The organism is Herbaspirillum sp. NPDC101397, assembly GCF_044767325.1.
GTDB lineage: Bacteria > Pseudomonadota > Gammaproteobacteria > Burkholderiales > Burkholderiaceae_D > Herbaspirillum.
Genome location: NZ_JBIWNS010000012.1, coordinates 87864 through 102786 on the forward strand (window position 1 = coordinate 87864; position 14923 = coordinate 102786).

At 59.2% G+C, this 14923-nt stretch carries 19 protein-coding genes; 8 read left to right on the forward strand and 11 right to left on the reverse strand.

Going from position 1 to position 14923, the window contains the following annotated elements; all coding sequences use genetic code 11:
• Positions 1–163 precede the first annotated feature (163 nt).
• Positions 164–481 (reverse strand): multidrug efflux SMR transporter, encoded by a 318-nt coding sequence (locus ACIROW_RS23200; RefSeq protein ID WP_029362995.1) that lies wholly within the window; start codon positions 479–481, stop codon positions 164–166.
• Positions 482–560: 79 nt separating this feature from the next.
• Between ACIROW_RS23200 and ACIROW_RS23205 the strand changes: the two genes are divergently transcribed.
• Positions 561–992 (forward strand): winged helix-turn-helix transcriptional regulator, encoded by a 432-nt coding sequence (locus ACIROW_RS23205; RefSeq protein WP_402279352.1) that lies wholly within the window; start codon positions 561–563, stop codon positions 990–992.
• A 3-nt stretch (positions 993–995) separates the two neighbouring features.
• Here ACIROW_RS23205 and ACIROW_RS23210 read toward each other — a convergent pair whose 3' ends face one another.
• From ACIROW_RS23210 to ACIROW_RS23220, 3 genes are all read right to left on the reverse strand, one after another.
• On the reverse strand, positions 996–1754 hold the full coding sequence (locus ACIROW_RS23210) for an alpha/beta fold hydrolase (RefSeq protein ID WP_402279395.1): 759 nt from the start codon (positions 1752–1754) through the stop codon (positions 996–998).
• 20 nt (positions 1755–1774) lie between these two features.
• A complete protein-coding gene (locus ACIROW_RS23215) occupies positions 1775–2254 on the reverse strand; it encodes a VOC family protein (RefSeq protein ID WP_402279355.1) in 480 nt (159 codons plus the stop codon).
• A 147-nt stretch (positions 2255–2401) separates the two neighbouring features.
• A complete protein-coding gene (locus ACIROW_RS23220) occupies positions 2402–3199 on the reverse strand; it encodes an inositol monophosphatase family protein (RefSeq protein ID WP_029362996.1) in 798 nt (265 codons plus the stop codon).
• 207 nt (positions 3200–3406) lie between these two features.
• Between ACIROW_RS23220 and ACIROW_RS23225 the strand changes: the two genes are divergently transcribed.
• Together ACIROW_RS23225 and ACIROW_RS23230 are read left to right on the forward strand one after the other, a co-directional pair.
• A complete protein-coding gene (locus ACIROW_RS23225) occupies positions 3407–4180 on the forward strand; it encodes an RNA methyltransferase (protein WP_402279359.1) in 774 nt (257 codons plus the stop codon).
• Positions 4177–4893, forward strand: coding sequence for a pseudouridine synthase (locus tag ACIROW_RS23230; RefSeq protein WP_402279361.1), 717 nt, complete (start codon positions 4177–4179; stop codon positions 4891–4893). Before ACIROW_RS23225 ends, ACIROW_RS23230 begins: the two co-directional genes overlap by 4 nt.
• 88 nt (positions 4894–4981) lie before the next feature.
• Here ACIROW_RS23230 and hslO read toward each other — a convergent pair whose 3' ends face one another.
• Both hslO and ACIROW_RS23240 read right to left on the reverse strand, forming a co-directional pair.
• Complete coding sequence (gene hslO, locus ACIROW_RS23235; protein WP_402279363.1) at positions 4982–5914, reverse strand: Hsp33 family molecular chaperone HslO; 933 nt, start codon at positions 5912–5914, stop codon at positions 4982–4984.
• Positions 5915–6001: 87 nt separating this feature from the next.
• A complete protein-coding gene (locus ACIROW_RS23240) occupies positions 6002–6526 on the reverse strand; it encodes a gamma carbonic anhydrase family protein (RefSeq protein ID WP_053198376.1) in 525 nt (174 codons plus the stop codon).
• Positions 6527–6621: 95 nt separating this feature from the next.
• On the opposite strand from ACIROW_RS23240, the gene ACIROW_RS23245 reads away from it, so the two are divergent.
• Positions 6622–7464, forward strand: a complete 843-nt coding sequence (locus ACIROW_RS23245) for a ferritin-like domain-containing protein (protein WP_402279398.1) — start codon at positions 6622–6624, stop codon at positions 7462–7464.
• Between the two features lie 147 nt (positions 7465–7611).
• Positions 7612–7935 (forward strand): hypothetical protein, encoded by a 324-nt coding sequence (locus ACIROW_RS23250; RefSeq protein WP_402279366.1) that lies wholly within the window; start codon positions 7612–7614, stop codon positions 7933–7935.
• Between the two features lie 48 nt (positions 7936–7983).
• Here the strand turns inward: ACIROW_RS23250 and ACIROW_RS23255 are convergent, their stop codons facing one another.
• The 5 genes from ACIROW_RS23255 to ACIROW_RS23275 all read right to left on the reverse strand — a co-directional run bounded on the left by ACIROW_RS23255 (position 7984) and on the right by ACIROW_RS23275 (position 11394).
• Positions 7984–8916, reverse strand: coding sequence for an esterase/lipase family protein (locus ACIROW_RS23255; RefSeq protein WP_402279368.1), 933 nt, complete (start codon positions 8914–8916; stop codon positions 7984–7986).
• A 75-nt stretch (positions 8917–8991) separates the two neighbouring features.
• Positions 8992–9492, reverse strand: coding sequence for an RDD family protein (locus ACIROW_RS23260; RefSeq protein ID WP_402279400.1), 501 nt, complete (start codon positions 9490–9492; stop codon positions 8992–8994).
• A gap of 256 nt (positions 9493–9748) precedes the next feature.
• Entirely contained in the window at positions 9749–10393 is a 645-nt protein-coding gene (locus tag ACIROW_RS23265; protein ID WP_402279370.1) for a DUF3106 domain-containing protein, read from the reverse strand.
• Between the two features lie 24 nt (positions 10394–10417).
• The gene (locus ACIROW_RS23270; RefSeq protein WP_402279372.1) at positions 10418–10828 is read right to left on the reverse strand and encodes a DUF3619 family protein; all 411 of its coding nucleotides are present in this window, start codon (positions 10826–10828) and stop codon (positions 10418–10420) included.
• On the reverse strand, positions 10825–11394 hold the full coding sequence (locus tag ACIROW_RS23275) for an RNA polymerase sigma factor (RefSeq protein WP_402279374.1): 570 nt from the start codon (positions 11392–11394) through the stop codon (positions 10825–10827). The genes ACIROW_RS23270 and ACIROW_RS23275 overlap by 4 nt, the downstream gene beginning before the upstream one ends.
• 529 nt (positions 11395–11923) lie before the next feature.
• Between ACIROW_RS23275 and ACIROW_RS23280 the strand changes: the two genes are divergently transcribed.
• From ACIROW_RS23280 to ilvC, 3 genes are all read left to right on the forward strand, one after another.
• The gene (locus ACIROW_RS23280; RefSeq protein ID WP_402279376.1) at positions 11924–13642 is read left to right on the forward strand and encodes an acetolactate synthase 3 catalytic subunit; all 1719 of its coding nucleotides are present in this window, start codon (positions 11924–11926) and stop codon (positions 13640–13642) included.
• Entirely contained in the window at positions 13642–14133 is a 492-nt protein-coding gene (gene ilvN, locus ACIROW_RS23285) for an acetolactate synthase small subunit (protein ID WP_007882202.1), read from the forward strand. The genes ACIROW_RS23280 and ilvN overlap by 1 nt, the downstream gene beginning before the upstream one ends.
• An 86-nt stretch (positions 14134–14219) precedes the next feature.
• The coding region (gene ilvC / locus ACIROW_RS23290; RefSeq protein WP_402279379.1) for a ketol-acid reductoisomerase at positions 14220–14923 on the forward strand (704 nt) is incomplete at its 3' end.

The window sequence follows — 14923 nt, forward strand, 5'->3', positions numbered from 1 at the left end:
CAGTCGCAGGCAAACGGGTTGAAACGTCGGGAGGACAGCGGACTTTGACTGGAGAATGTGCCGCACGGGGCGCAGTATAACAGGTGCGGGGACGGGACGTGGATAAATCTTGGCAGGCGTCGTGCAGCACAGGCCGCACGACGCCGCCTCTGGCTGCCGCGAGTCAGGCGTCCAGCAGGCGCAAGCCGATGGTGCCGCCGATGATCAGCGCAATGCACAGCAGGCGCAGCGGCGACAGGGCGTCGTTGAACAGGTAAATGCCGAGCACTGCGACGCCGACCGAGCCGGTGCCTGTCCAGATCGCATAGGCGGTGCCGGCCGGCAGGCTGCGCATGGCCAACGTCAGGAACAGCACGCTGCAGGCGGCCGCGCCGACGCCGATCAGGCTGGGCGTGAGCCGGGTCCAGCCGTTTGCGTACTTGAGCGCGATCGCCATGATGATTTCCACTACACTTGCCAATGACAGGAATACCCAGGCCATTATTTTTCTCCGTGAATTGAACAGGCGCTCAGCATAGGCAGGCAGGGCGGACCCAACAAGAAGGCACTTTTTGGTAACCATGAAACCGGTAAAAAAACTCCCAGTCGAAGAACCGCAAACCGATATCTACAGTCTCGCCTGTCCGTCGCGCAAGGCGCTGGAACTGGTCGGCAGCAAATGGGCCTTGTTGATTTTCCCGGCGCTGGCGGCGGGGCCGATGCGCAACAGCGCATTGCTGCGCAAGATCGAAGGCATCTCGCAAAAGATGTTGACGCAGACTCTGAAGGAGCTGGAGCGCAACGGCCTGGTGACGCGTTGCAACCTCGAGACGGCGGCGCCGCACGTGGAATACGAATTGAGCCCGCTGGGGGAATCGCTCAGCGATACGCTGATCGCGCTGGACAACTGGGCCGAACGCCATCACGCCGATTTGCAGCGTGCGCGCGAGCAATTCGACAAAGAAAAAACCGGCGAACAGGTCGCCGGCCGGCTGGTGCACAAACTCAAATAAGACTCAGCTGCGCGTTTGTGCAGCGAGAAATTCCAGCAACGGCGGCAACACCAGCTGGCTCTGCATCAGGCCGCCGAAATGCGTCACACCGGGCAGCGACACGAAACATGCGCGCGGCAACAATCCGGCGCAGCGCTCGACCGCCGCATGGCGCGCATCGGCGTCGCCGCAAAACATCAGGCAGGGCAGGTCGATCAGCGGCAGCAACTCTTCCATCGAGACGCGCGGCTGTTGCGCGGCGGCGGCCAGCGCCTGCAGATCGTTGGCGCGTATCAGCATTTTTACTTCGGGTGAAATGCGTTCATTGAGCACGCTCTCAAATGCCGTGATGAAGGCATTGGCATCGGCGCCGTCGAGTCCCCCGAAGGCATCCCAACTGGTATCGGCATACGGATGCGCGGCGCCAAGGATGAGCGATTGCAGGCGTTCGCGTGCGTGGCGCACCATGCCGTAACCGACCCAGCCGCCGAGCGAGTAACCACAGTAATGCACCTTGTCGATGCCGAGATCGTCGAGTACGGCAACGACATCGGTGCTGCGCTGCTGCAGTGTATAGGCGTCCGACTCGTGCGGCTTGTCGCTGAGGCCGTGGCCCAGCGCATCGAGCGCAATGACGCGGTAGTGTTGTTGCAATACTTCGGTAAAACCGAAGAAGCGCCAGGCTTGCGAGCTGCTGGTGAAACCGTGGTGCAGGAACAGGTCAGGGCCCTGGCCGCTGACTTCGTAATGGATGCGCCGTCCGGCGCTGACGACAAATGGCATGGGATGGAAGGAAAGAGGACTCAGGCCTGGGTGGGTTTGCACTTGTGGAGCAGCGCCTGCGAGCGGCTGCGGATCTCTTCGTTGGAGAGGTCTTCCTTGTGTGTGGCAATTGACCAGATGTGGCCGTAGGGGTCGCGCAGCATGCCCGAGCGGTCGCCGTAGAACTGATCCTGCACAGCGCGCAGTTTGGCGGCGCCTGCGGCGATGGCCTGGGTGAACACGGCATCGACATCGTCGACGTAAATCAGCATGCTGACGCCGGCGCCGCCGAGCGTCTTGGGGCAATGGATGCCCATTTCGATGAACTCGTCGGCGAGCATGATGCGGGCGTTGCCGATCTGGATTTCGGCGTGCCAGATTTTATTATGGGGGCCGTCGAGACGCATGACTTCGGTCGCGCCGAAGGCTTTCTCGTAAAACGTGATGGCGCTGGCGGTGTCGGCGACGATCAGATAAGGCGTGACGCTGCTGTAGCCTTCAGGAATGGGATTGACTGCCATGCTCGTCTCCTTGGGTGGCTGGGAAGCGGTGCCGATCAAATCAAATTGAATTGCATCGCCTCCCTGGCGTGACTTGGTGACTGCTCCGGTTCTCCGACCGGATCGTGCTGCTGAGGTTGATGCTGATGCGGAGCTGAAGTCTGAATCTTATGCGAATTCAGACAGCAAATTGACTTGCTGCGAGAAAATCTTTGGATTGCCGGCCAGGACGTCGCCCTTGTACAGGTAATCGGCTTCACCCTTGAAGGTGCCGACGATGCCGCCGGCTTCGGTCACCAGCAGCGAGCCGGCGGCGATGTCCCAAGGCTTCAGGCCCTTTTCGAAGAAACCGTCGAGGCGGCCGGCGGCGACGTAGGCCAGGTCCAGCGCGGCAGCGCCCGGACGGCGCAGGCCGGCGCAGCTTTCGGTCATGATCTTGAACATCTTCATGTATTCGTTCAAGCCGTCCATGTCGCGGAACGGGAAACCGGTGCCGATCAGGCCGTCAGCGATCTTGTCGCGCTTGCTGACGCGGATGCGCTTTTCGTTCAGGTAGGCGCCGGCGCCTTTGGAAGCGGTGAACAGGTCGTTGCGGGTAGGGTCGTAGACCACTGCTTGCGTGATCTGGCCACGCTGTTGCAGCGCGATCGAGACGCAGTATTGCGGGAAGCCGTGAATGAAGTTGGTGGTGCCGTCGAGTGGATCGATGATCCAGACGTTTTCATTTTCGTCGTGCAGGTTGGCCGATGGGCCGGACTCTTCCGCCAGGATGGCGTGGTCGGGATACGCGGTCTTCAGGACCTCAATGATGGCGTCTTCCGCCGCCTTGTCGACTTCAGTGACGAAGTCGTTGTGTTGCTTCTTGGTGACCTTGAGCAGCGACACGTCGAACGACGCGCGATTGATGACGGCAGCACCGCGGCGAGCGGCCTTGATGGCCGTATTGAGCATTGGGGGGATAAGCATCCTGAGGGTTCCGTTAAAATGGCGTCTTCGCCGCCCGGTTCGCTACCCGGCGGAAATTTGCACAACTATGAAATTAATGAGCGATGCACTGTCCGAAAATTGCCGGTTTGTCATCAAATCGGCATTGCCCGGCGTGTTTTGGATCGTTTTGATCCCTTACAGGCCGGCTTACGATGTTTTCCTGACGTGCGAATACCGCTATTTTAAATGAACACGCCCAAAATCGATAATTCTGTTTTCAAGCGCCTGCGTTTCGTGTTGGTGGAAACCAGCAGTCCAGGCAATATCGGCGCGGCTGCCCGCGCCATCAAGACCATGGGGTTCGGCGAGCTGGTGCTGGTCAATCCGCGCTTTCCCAATGCGGTCGAGGAGGAGGCCGCCGTGGCCTTCGCCAGCGGTGCGCAGGACGTGCTGTCGGGCGCCCGCATCGTGCCGAGTATCGAGGAGGCGTTGCAGGATTGCAATTTTGCCGCCGCCATCAGCGCGCGCCTGCGCGAGTTTTCGCCGCCGGTGGTGTCGCCGCGTGCGATTGCCGAGCAGATTGCCGGCGACGTCGGACTGAACGCTGCGCTCATTTTCGGCAACGAGCGTTTCGGCCTGCCCAACGAGTTGGTGCAGCAATGCAATGTGCTGATCAACATTCCGGCCAATCCCGATTATTCTTCGCTCAACCTGGCGCAGGCGGTGCAGGTGCTGGCCTACGAATGCCGCATGGCCGAACTGGGCGACCGCAAGCAAGCCACCGATATCGGCTTCCAGGGCGAGATGGCCGGCGTGGCGGAGATCGAGGGCATGTTCCGCCATCTCGAAGAGGCGCTGGTGGCGATTGAGTTCCTCAAGCCCGACAGTCCCAAAAAATTGATGCCTCGCCTCAAACGCCTGTTTGCGCGCACGCAGCTGGAAACCGAAGAGGTCAATATCCTGCGCGGCATCGCCCGCCAGATACTGACGCCCAAACAAGACAGAAAGCCCAAGCAATGAGCAAGTTGACCCTGGATCGCATCCTCCAGTCGCAAGGTTTCGGATCGCGCAAATATTGCCGTTCGCTGATCGAAGACGGCGAAGTCGCCATCAACGGCGAAGTCGTCGACGACTACCGTTTTGCCCCCGATACCGAAGGACTGGCGTTCACGCTGTTCGACGAAGAATGGATCTATCGCGAACACGTCTACATCGCCCTGAACAAGCCGGCCAATTTCGAATGCTCGCGCAAGCCCAGCCATCATCCGGGCGTGCTGACGATTTTGCCGGAACAGTTTTCGTGGCGCGACGTGCAGCCGGTTGGTCGCCTCGATCACGACACCACCGGCTTGTTGCTGATGTCGGACGACGGCGCCTTCATCCATGCGCAATCTTCGCCCAAGCGCCATGTGCCGAAAGTCTACGCGGCCACTACGCACGATGCGGTGACGGACGAGCTGATCGCGCAATTGCTGGGCGGCGTGCAACTGCACGACGAGCCGGCGCCGCTGGCGGCGGTGACTTGCCGCAAGCTTGATGCGCATTTGCTGGAGATCGTGCTGGAGCAGGGAAAATACCATCAGGTCAAACGCATGCTGGCGGCCGCCGGCAACCATTGCAGCGCCTTGCGCCGCACCGCCATCGGCGGTTTGCAGCTGGATGCACTGGAATTGGAAGAGGGCGAATGGTGTTATCTCGATGCAGAGCAGCTGGGTTTGCTGGTGCCGGCTTGACGCGCTAGTCCTTCAACGATCTTTCAAAGAAAAATGGCCGCCGCTGGAATCCAGCGGCGGCCATTTTTTGCGTCAAGAGCAGTGAGAATTAGTGGCGTGTATCAGTCTGCGGCACTGCATCCGCCGGTGTTTCGGCACGGAAGATCTGCGCGCAATCGACTGCGTCGAACTCGTAGTGCAATCCGCAGAAATCACAATCGACGCTGAGCTTTTCCTGCGTGGAAAGCGCATCTTCGACTTCAGCCTGGCCGAGCATCTTGAGCATGTTGCCGACCTTCTCGCGCGAGCAGGTGCAATGGAATTCCGGATGCGCAGGATCGAAGACGCGGATGGTTTCTTCCCAGAACAGGCGATGCATCAGCGTCTCGATGTCGGTGCTCAGCAGTTCTTCCGCACGCAGCGTATTGCCCAGCATCGACAGGCGATTCCAGGTTTCCAGTTCTTCCTCGGGTGCGGCTTTGCCGACGTCCTTGCCGCCGTGGTTCGGCAGCTTTTGCAGCAGCAGGCCGCGCGCTACCTTGTCGTCGGCGGCGAGCCACAACTTGGTGTCGAGCTGCTCGGAACGCAGCATGTAGTTTTCGATGACGGTGGCTACAGTGTCGCCATCCAGCGGCACGATGCCTTGATAAGCCTGTTGGCCCGGCATCTTGTCCTTGGGGTCGAGCGTGATGGCGAAACGGCCTTCGCCGTTGGCGTTGACCAGCTGGGTCAGGGTGGCGTCGTCGGCCACTTCAGCGTCTTCCACCAGCTTGGCGGTGGCGCGCAGGCGCAGCTCGGAGTCGCACTCGACCACCAGCAGGCGGACCGGGCCGTCGCCGTGGATCTGCATGACGACCATGCCGTTGAATTTGAGGTTGGCCGTCAGCAGCGCGGCCGCCGACAGCATCTGGCCGAGCAGCGCCTTGACCGCAACCGGATAGTCGCGACGCGCCAACACCTGTTGCCAGGTCGACGAAATCTCTACCAGTTCTCCACGAACCGGAGCGTTTTCCACCATGAATTTTTGCAGCGTATCTTTCATTGTTTCTTTCTTGTTGCTCACAAACTCACAAGAAGCGGCGCAAAGCCGCATCGTGCAGTTGCGTTGTTGCCTTGCTTCGATAGCGCTTCAGGCGATGCGCTTGAGACTGGTTTTGAACAATTGCGCGCGTTCGACATAACTGTCGGTGCCGGCGCGCATGCGGGCGATATCTTCTTCGCTCAGGGTGCGCACGGCCTTGGCCGGCGAACCGATGATCAGCGAATTTTCCGGGAATTCCTTGCCTTCGGTGACCAGCGCGCCGGCGCCGACCAGACTGTTCTTGCCGATCTTGGCGCCGTTGAGCACGATGGCCTGGATGCCGATCAGGGCGCCTTCGCCAATGGTGCAGCCGTGCAGCATGGCCTGATGGCCGACCGTCACATTCTTGCCGATGTGCATCGGATAGCCGACGTCGGTGTGCAATACTGCACCTTCCTGGACGTTGCTGTTCTCGCCGATGGTGATCAATTCATTGTCGCCGCGGATGCTCACGTTGAACCACACGCTGGCGTGTTCTTCGAGCTTGACCTTGCCGACCACGACGGCCGACTCGGCCACCCAGGCGGTTTCCGCGATTTCCGGCGTGTTTTCTTCCAACTTGTAAATTGCCATAATAAAATTGTCTCCTCGGTTATTCGGGGACACAGACATCCATATTGGGACAAACTGTGTTCCATCAACCCGCCATTTTACCGCTGCTGTCATAAATCAACGTGAATCCATCGCCGAACCCCGATTTTCCTGAAAACAAGTTTTCCGCCGCGACCGAACTGCGTCGCGCCGCGCTGCATTGGCTGGTGCATACCGACAGTGCCGCCAAGGCGGCCGGCGTGCGCGCCATGTCGCAGGCCTGGCATGCCGGCGCACTGGCGTTGGACCGGGGCGCTGCCTTGTCGACCGATGCCGCGGTGCCGGGACGGCCGGCGCATCCGGAGCTGGTGTCGCCGCTACTGGTGAAGTCGCGTTCGATGCGTACGGAAGAGGGACGTGCCGCGATGATCCATGCGCTGGCGCATATCGAATTCAACGCCATCAATCTCGCGCTCGACGTGATCTGGCGTTTTCCGGACATGCCGGAGGCGTTCTACGTCGACTGGCTCAAGGTGGCCGACGAAGAGGCCTATCACTTCTCCTTGCTGGAGGCGCATTTGCAGGTGCTCGGTTGCGCCTACGGCGATTTCACCGCGCATAACAGCCTGTGGGATATGGCCGAGAAAACCAAAGACGACATCCTTGCCCGCATCGCACTGGTGCCGCGGACCATGGAAGCGCGCGGACTCGACGCCGCACCGCCGGTGCGCAACAAACTGGCGCAAGCCGGCGATCACGCCGCGGCGGCCATCCTCGACATCATCATGCGCGACGAAATCGGCCACGTGGCCATCGGCAATCGCTGGTACGGCTGGCTGTGCGAGCAGCGCGGACTGGATCCGATTGCGACGTTCGCGCACTTGACGGTCGAATTCAAGGCACCGGTAATGCGCGGGCCGTTCAACATGGAAGCGCGTCGCGCAGCAGGATTTACCGAGGCGGAGCTGGCCTTGATGTAAGACGAAGGCTGCTTGGAAATCTTGTTATTTTGACGGGGAATTATTACCGTTTTTACGTTTTGGATACCGCATGGTTTGTTCATCATGCTATCGTGCGGCAGGATGTTTTTTCGGAACTGTTCCGCTGTTTTCTTGTGAGAGGATGCTATGAAATTGATCAAAGTGATCGGTGCTGCGTTGGCTATAGGCGCGGTAGGACTGGCGATCTCCGCCTGCCAGAAGAAAGAGGAAACGCCAGGACCGGCGGAAACCATGGGCAAACAGATCGACAGCGCGGTGAAGAACGCCGGCGATCAGGCCGCAGTGGTGGCGGACAAGGCGCAAGAGAAGGCGGCTGAAGCCAGCCAGAAGCTGGACAAGGCCGTCGGCGACATGAAAGACGGCGCCAAGGACCTGACGCAGAAAGCCGGCGAAAAGATGGAAGCCGCAGGCCAGAAAATCCAGGACACGGCAAAAGAAGCGCAGAAGTAATTTGCCGCTTGCAGCACCGGAAACCCGCATGTCGCCATGCGGGTTTTTTTATATCCCCGCCTTGTGGATTTCTGCGACGACACGCGCCTGGATGGTCGGGTCCAGCGCCAGTGCGACATGGCCGATGCCGCTGATGGCGACGTTTTCAGCGCCGGGCAAGTGCGAGGAGATTTGCGGCGAGACGATATTGTCGTGATGCGAATAGAGCGACAGGATGACGGCGCGCGTGGCCGGTTCTTCGGTGGCGGCGAGTTTTTGCAGCCACTCGCTGCTGGTGCCTTCTTCGGCGCGGCCGAGCCAGTTCATTTCGCCGCAGTTGATGCCAATGCCGAAGTTGGCAATGGTGGTGCCGTGATGCGGCGTTCCCAGCGTGATGACTTTAGCGATATTGGCGCAGCCGTGGTCGCGCAGGTATGCGCGTGCCGCCAGGCCGCCCATGCTGTGAGCGACGATGACGATCTTGTCCTGGCCGCTTTCGGTTACCAGCCGTTGCACCGCTTCATGGACCAGCGGTGCGTAGCCGTCGATGCTGCCGAAGACGGGCTCCATGTCGACCGCGTAATGCGTGATGTGGGCTTCTTCCAGGGCCTTGCTCATCCAGTGCCAGTAGCCGCTGTTGCAGCCGTAGCCATGGATCAGCAGCACCGGCAATGAGGTAGTGTCGGTGTAGATGCGCTTGTCGAAACGCTGGAACGGCATGCCCCAGGAAGAGCACAGCATGGTCGCGCAGTATTCGCCGGCAAACAGCCGGAAAATGCCGGGCCAGCTCAGTTCAGGCGTGTGCGCCGATTTGGCGCGGTTGGGCCAGGTCAGGAAGAAGCTGTTGGCCGTGATCGAGGCGCGGAACAGCCCGACCATCGCCAGGCTGAGGACGATGGCGAGCGGAACGTTGGTGACATGCAGCTTGACGAGCAGGAGGTAGAACAGGGCGGCGACGCCGAATTGGGTCAGCAGCAGGGTTCGGGCAATGCGGGCGATCATGCAGTGACGGCCTCTTGATTGTGGGCGAAACGACTAGCGTAACAGGATTGCATGACCGTTTTATTGCAGCGCAGCTTATTGTTTCTTTTTTGGTGGATTCAGGTCCACGATCCGGGTGCCAGCCAGACGATCGTGTAAGAACTGGCGTTGCGGATCGGCGTAGATCAATGCGGCCCAGACCACGACATTGACGGCGGGAATCCATATCAGCATCCAACCCTTGGCGCCCAGCACCCATGCCAGCGCCAATCCCGGCAGGAACCACAGCCAGCTGAGCAGGAAGCGCAGCAGCGCGCGCCATGCGTTGACCGGTGCGCCGTCGGCGCGGGTCAGGCGGATGCGCCAGGTCTTCATCGCCAGCGTCTGGCCGCCGCGGTTCCAGAACCAGATGAAGTACAGGCCGAGGATGACGAACAGCCAGCTTTCCAGCGCATGGCGCAGATAAAGCGCGTGGCGCTGTTCGAGGACGGTCGAGAATATCAAGGTCGAGATGAACACCACGCCGAACAGCAGCATGGATTCGTACACCATGCTGAACAGGCGGCGGCGCAGGGAGGGCGTGGGCAAGGTGGTGATGGGTGCGGTTGCGGGCGTCAATGGGGAGCTCAAGGCGGTCTCTTTTCTTGGTGTGGGCAAGTATTCTTTGGTCGGCGTGGCGCAGAGGCTTGGATGCGCCGGGAAGCATGATACGCGAACTGGAGGGGAATCAGGCGCAAACGGGAGCGTAAACTGAACACGCCGGCGTCATGCAAAAACGCCATGTCGGCGTGTATGCGCGGACATGGCGTTTTTGTTTTCCTGGTCTTTCTGGGAGGCGTCGGCCCTGGCGGCTTTACTTGATCTCGGTCGGTGTCGCCGCTGTCGGTGTAACAACTGTCGGCGGCGGCACCAGAGTCTGCTCCAGTGCCTCAGGAGGCAGCTGGATGGTCGGCGCAGCCTTGGCCTGAGTCGGCGGCAGCGCAGCGACGTGCTTGGGCAGCTTGGCTTGCGACAGTTTCTTCTTTTGTTCGTCCGACAACTGCTGGTATTCCTTCCACTGGGCGGACTTCTTGTCGGCATCCAGCTTCTTGGCGCGGGTGTAGCTTTCACGCACCGAACGGCGCTGCACCGGCGTCAGCTTGACCCAGTCGCGCATGCGTTCCTGCAGGCGTTCCTGTTCGGCAGGGCTCATGGCGGCGAACTTGTTGCCGATGACCAGCCATTTTTCCTTGCTGTTGAATTCCATCTTCTTCCATTCGCCGGCCAGCGGCGCGAGCGCCTGCTGCTGAGCGGGCGTCAGCTCGCTCCAGGTCGGCTTGGAATCGGGTTTCTTGGCGATCTTGGACGGCGTGGTCGGCGCCGATGCCGGCTGCTGGGTTGCCGCCGTGGAGTTCGGACCTTGTGCATGCACTGTTTTGCACGTCAGGACGGACAGGCCGGCCAGTGCGACGACTGCGGCAACGGTAAAGCTCAACATGTTGCGTGCTGTGGTGCTCATGGAAGTCCGGATGCCTGCCATCAATTATTCGCCTTGCTGCGCCAGATAGGCGTTGAAACCGTGATCGAGATAAGCCGACAGCGGCAGTTCATCCGACAGCACGCCAGCATCGATTTCAGCCAGGGCGCTGATACGCTGTTTGTGCTCGTGTTCATACAGGCCGGCAAACAGCATCACACCGGCCAGCAACGGAATGGCGACGCCAAGGCGGCCCAGCCAGGAGAACGACGACGATGGCGTGAAGTTGCCGCCCAACGCGCCTGCCAGTGCAAATTGCGGCGCCACGGCACGAACCGGAGCGGTGGTTTTCTTGCGGGCAAGCGCAACGCGACGCGCTTCCGCAAGGCTTTGCGTGGTCGATTCGGGCAGGTGTTCCAGATTGGCGTCCAGAGCGCGCTTTACCCGGTAAGCAAATTGTAGTTCTTTGTTGTTCATAAAGTGATTCCTTTGGCCCTGAGAGCTTGAGCCAGGGCGTGTGTTGCGCGAGAGCAATGAGTTTTGACGCTGCCCTCTGAGCATCCCATCGCGGCAGCTGTCTCGGCGACATCCATGTCTTGCCAGTAACGCATGAGGAAGGCTTCCCGTTGACGGGTTGGAAGTTTTTGTACTTCGGCGTCGATCAAGGCGAGCGTTTGTTCACGTTCAACCTTGTCTGCGCTGGACTCCGAAGCCTGAGTGCCTTCTTCAGCTTCGTAGCTTTCGAGCAGGTCGAAGTCTTCCTGGTTCTCGCTGTCGCGGCCGATGCTGGAAAACAAGCTGACCCAGGTGGTGCGGACTTTTTCCCGGCGGAAAAAATCATGGATGGTGTTTTGCAGGATGCGCTGGAACAGCAAGGGAAGTTCGTTGGCCGGCTTGTCGCCGTACTTCTCGGCCAGCTTGATCATCGCATCCTGGACAATGTCGAGCGCCGCTTCATCTTTTCGCACGGCGTAAACCGCCTGCTTGAAGGCGCGGCGTTCGACATTTTCGAGAAAATCGGAGAGTTCTTTGTCAGTTGCCATGCAATACGGCTTGTCGATGTGCAGCCGGGAATAGATGAATCGAATGCAATTCCAACGGGTATGTTGGAGGAGTGTACGGATTTGTAACAGAGCGCATGCTAGCAAAAAAGCCCTTGTTTGTGGTGGTGTTTATCGGAAAAGCACAATTACAGGGCGGTTTTGCGGGCTGCCGCACTAAATTAGCTTGACCAAAATGATGCGACGCATTAACGTGTCAGTCCGCTTCATCAACATGAAGTTCTATGGTCTTTACCGTGGTTACGCATAATGTAGCGATTGTCAAAGACGCGCTTTATTTAAAAGCTGTTTGTTCTAACCCGCGCCACAAGCGCGAGAAATTCGTAACGGTGTACTTGCACCAAGGCTGAACGAGTCGCGCTGAGCGGCATTTTGAACCTCACTACGGTTGGGGCGCAGAAATGACGTGACCGCACAAAGAAGGGATGCCGAAGGACGCAGGTCGATCAGTGCGATTTCGCCAGGAGAGAACATCCGATCAATCTCCAATGGACCTTGAAAGGAAGTAGTAATGAGTGCAGAAAACCTCACCGGTGCGGAGATACTCGTCCGTTGCCTGGCTGAAGAGGGCGTTGAGCACGTCTTCGGCTATCCTGGTGGCGCCGTGCTTTATATTTACGACGCTATCTTCAAGCAAGACAAATTCCAACATATCCTGGTACGCCACGAGCAGGCTGCGGTGCATGCAGCGGATGCCTATTCGCGCAGCTCCGAAAAAGTCGGCGTTTGCATCGTGACCTCCGGTCCCGGCGTGACCAATGCGGTGACCGGCCTGGCGACCGCGTACATGGATTCGATCCCGATGATCGTGATTTCCGGCCAGGTGCCGTCGACCGCCATCGGTCAGGACGCCTTCCAGGAATGCGACACCGTCGGCATCACGCGTCCCTGCGTCAAGCACAACTTCCTCGTGAAGGATGTGAAGGACCTGGCGGCAACGATGAAAAAAGCTTTCTATATCGCCACCACCGGCCGTCCAGGCCCCGTGCTGGTCGATATCCCGAAGGATATCTCGATGCACACCTGTGCCTACGAGTATCCGAAAACCGTCGAGATGCGTTCGTACAAGCCAGTCGACAAGGGCCACTCCGGTCAGATCCGCAAGGCGCTGCAACTGTTGCTGACGGCAGAGCGTCCGATGATCTACACCGGCGGCGGCGTGATTCTCGCGAATGCCGCTCCCGAGCTCAACAAGCTGGTGGATCGTCTCGGCTTCCCTTGTACCAACACGCTGATGGGCCTGGGCGCTTACCGCTCGACCAGCGACAAGTTCGTCGGCATGCCGGGCATGCACGGGACCTACGAAGCCAACATGGCGATGCAGCACAGCGATGTGATGATCGCCATCGGCGCGCGTTTCGACGACCGCGTGATCGGCAATCCAAAACACTTCGCCTCCAACGCACGCAAAATCATCCATATCGACATCGATCCTTCGTCGATTTCCAAGCGCGTCAAGGTCGACATTCCTATCGTCGGCAACGTCAAGGATGTGCTGCAGGAATTGCTGGCCCAGCTTGACGCCGCCGAAACCAAGCCGAATGCGCCTGCACTGGCCAACTGGTGGAAGCAGATCAACAAGTGGCGTGAGCGCGACTGCCTGAAGTTCGCAACCTCGGACGAGTTCATCAAGCCGCAGGCAGTCGTCAAGAATGTCTGGGAAATCACCAAGGGCGACGCCTTCATTACCTCCGACGTCGGCCAGCATCAGATGTGGGCCGCGCAGTACTACGGTTTTGACAAGCCGCGCCGCTGGATCAATTCAGGCGGTCTCGGCACCATGGGTGTCGGCTTGCCGTACGCCATGGGCGTGCAGAAAGCCAATCCGGACGCGACCGTCGCCTGTATCACAGGCGAAGCGTCGATCCAGATGTGCATCCAGGAACTCGCGACCTGCAAGCAATATCACCTGACGCCGAAAATCATTCTGCTGAACAACCGTTTCCTCGGCATGGTTCGCCAGTGGCAGCAAATCGATTACGGTTCGCGCTACTCCGAGTCCTACATGGATTCCTTGCCCGACTTCACCAAGCTGGCTGAGTCCTATGGCCACGTCGGCATGAAGATCGAAAAGCCGGGCGATGTGGACGGTGCGCTCAGGGAAGCGTTCAGCATGAAAGACAAGCTGGTCTTCATGAACTTCATTACGGATCAAACCGAAAACGTCTGGCCGATGGTCAAGGCAGGTAAGGGTTTGACTGAAATGCTCTTGGGTTCGGAGGATCTGTAATGCGCCATATTGTTTCTGTACTGCTGGAAAACGAAGCCGGCGCTCTGTCCCGTGTGGTTGGGCTGTTCTCCGCGCGCGGCTATAACATCGAAACCCTGACTGTTGCACCTACCGAAGACGCCACTTTGTCGCGCATGACCATCGTGACCAGCGGCTCGGACGACGTGATTGAACAAATCACTAAACACCTGAACCGCCTGATCGAGGTGGTGAAGGTCGTGGATCTGACTGAAGGCGCGCATATCGAGCGCGAACTGATGCTGATCAAGGTACGTGCCGTGGGCAAGGAACGTGAAGAAATGAAGCGCACTGCGGACATCTTCCGCGGCCGCATCATCGATGTCACTGAAAAAACCTACACCATCGAATTGACAGGCAACAAGGGCAAGCTGGACGCGTTTATCGACTCGATCGACCGTGCGGCGATTCTTGAAACCGTGCGTACCGGCGGCTCCGGCATCGGCCGCGGCGAACGGATCCTCAAGGTCTGATGCACGACCATCGCTGGTAGTTCTATCGCTCTCTCTGTACTTAATTCAGTATTGAATATTTTAAAAATTAGTTAATAGGAAAAATCATGAAAGTTTTTTACGACAAAGACGCAGACCTGTCCCTGATCAAGAACAAGAACGTGACCATCATCGGTTACGGTTCGCAAGGCCACGCGCACGCGCAAAACCTGAATGACTCCGGCTGCAAAGTCACCGTCGCGCTGCGCAAGGATGGCGCTTCGTGGAACAAGGCCAAGAACGCCGGTCTGAACGTGGCTGAAGTCAACGAAGCGGTCAAGGGCGCCGACGTCATCATGATCCTGCTGCCGGATGAAAACATCGGCCAGGTCTATGCAGAAAACGTCGCACCGCACGCCAAGCAAGGCGCGACAGTCGCCTTCGCCCACGGCTTCAACATCCATTACGGTCAAGTCGTGCCGCGCGCCGATCTGGACATCATCATGATCGCACCAAAGGCGCCAGGCCACACCGTGCGTTCGACCTACACCCAAGGTGGCGGCGTGCCGCACCTGATCGCGGTCTATCAAGACAAGTCCGGTACTGCCCGTGACGTCGCGCTGTCGTACGCTACCGCCAACGGCGGCGGCCGTGCCGGCATCATCGAAACCAACTTCCGCGAAGAAACCGAAACCGACCTGTTCGGCGAACAAGCGGTTCTGTGCGGCGGCGCTGTTGAACTGATCAAGGCCGGTTTCGAAACGCTGGTGGAAGCCGGCTACGCGCCTGAAATGGCGTACTTCGAATGCCTGCACGAACTGAAGCTGATCGT

What these genes read in the sequence shown, in the direction of transcription:
- ACIROW_RS23200 (WP_029362995.1), bottom strand. Translation starts at nt 481, where the DNA reads ATGGCCTGGGTATTCCTGTCATTGGCAAGTGTAGTGGAAATCATCATG.
- ACIROW_RS23205 (WP_402279352.1), top strand. Translation starts at nt 561, where the DNA reads ATGAAACCGGTAAAAAAACTCCCAGTCGAAGAACCGCAAACCGATATC.
- ACIROW_RS23210 (WP_402279395.1), bottom strand. Translation starts at nt 1,754, where the DNA reads ATGCCATTTGTCGTCAGCGCCGGACGGCGCATCCATTACGAAGTCAGC.
- ACIROW_RS23215 (WP_402279355.1), bottom strand. Translation starts at nt 2,254, where the DNA reads ATGGCAGTCAATCCCATTCCTGAAGGCTACAGCAGCGTCACGCCTTAT.
- ACIROW_RS23220 (WP_029362996.1), bottom strand. Translation starts at nt 3,199, where the DNA reads ATGCTTATCCCCCCAATGCTCAATACGGCCATCAAGGCCGCTCGCCGC.
- ACIROW_RS23225 (WP_402279359.1), top strand. Translation starts at nt 3,407, where the DNA reads ATGAACACGCCCAAAATCGATAATTCTGTTTTCAAGCGCCTGCGTTTC.
- ACIROW_RS23230 (WP_402279361.1), top strand. Translation starts at nt 4,177, where the DNA reads ATGAGCAAGTTGACCCTGGATCGCATCCTCCAGTCGCAAGGTTTCGGA.
- hslO (WP_402279363.1), bottom strand. Translation starts at nt 5,914, where the DNA reads ATGAAAGATACGCTGCAAAAATTCATGGTGGAAAACGCTCCGGTTCGT.
- ACIROW_RS23240 (WP_053198376.1), bottom strand. Translation starts at nt 6,526, where the DNA reads ATGGCAATTTACAAGTTGGAAGAAAACACGCCGGAAATCGCGGAAACC.
- ACIROW_RS23250 (WP_402279366.1), top strand. Translation starts at nt 7,612, where the DNA reads ATGAAATTGATCAAAGTGATCGGTGCTGCGTTGGCTATAGGCGCGGTA.
- ACIROW_RS23255 (WP_402279368.1), bottom strand. Translation starts at nt 8,916, where the DNA reads ATGATCGCCCGCATTGCCCGAACCCTGCTGCTGACCCAATTCGGCGTC.
- ACIROW_RS23265 (WP_402279370.1), bottom strand. Translation starts at nt 10,393, where the DNA reads ATGAGCACCACAGCACGCAACATGTTGAGCTTTACCGTTGCCGCAGTC.
- ACIROW_RS23270 (WP_402279372.1), bottom strand. Translation starts at nt 10,828, where the DNA reads ATGAACAACAAAGAACTACAATTTGCTTACCGGGTAAAGCGCGCTCTG.
- ACIROW_RS23275 (WP_402279374.1), bottom strand. Translation starts at nt 11,394, where the DNA reads ATGGCAACTGACAAAGAACTCTCCGATTTTCTCGAAAATGTCGAACGC.
- ACIROW_RS23280 (WP_402279376.1), top strand. Translation starts at nt 11,924, where the DNA reads ATGAGTGCAGAAAACCTCACCGGTGCGGAGATACTCGTCCGTTGCCTG.
- ilvN (WP_007882202.1), top strand. Translation starts at nt 13,642, where the DNA reads ATGCGCCATATTGTTTCTGTACTGCTGGAAAACGAAGCCGGCGCTCTG.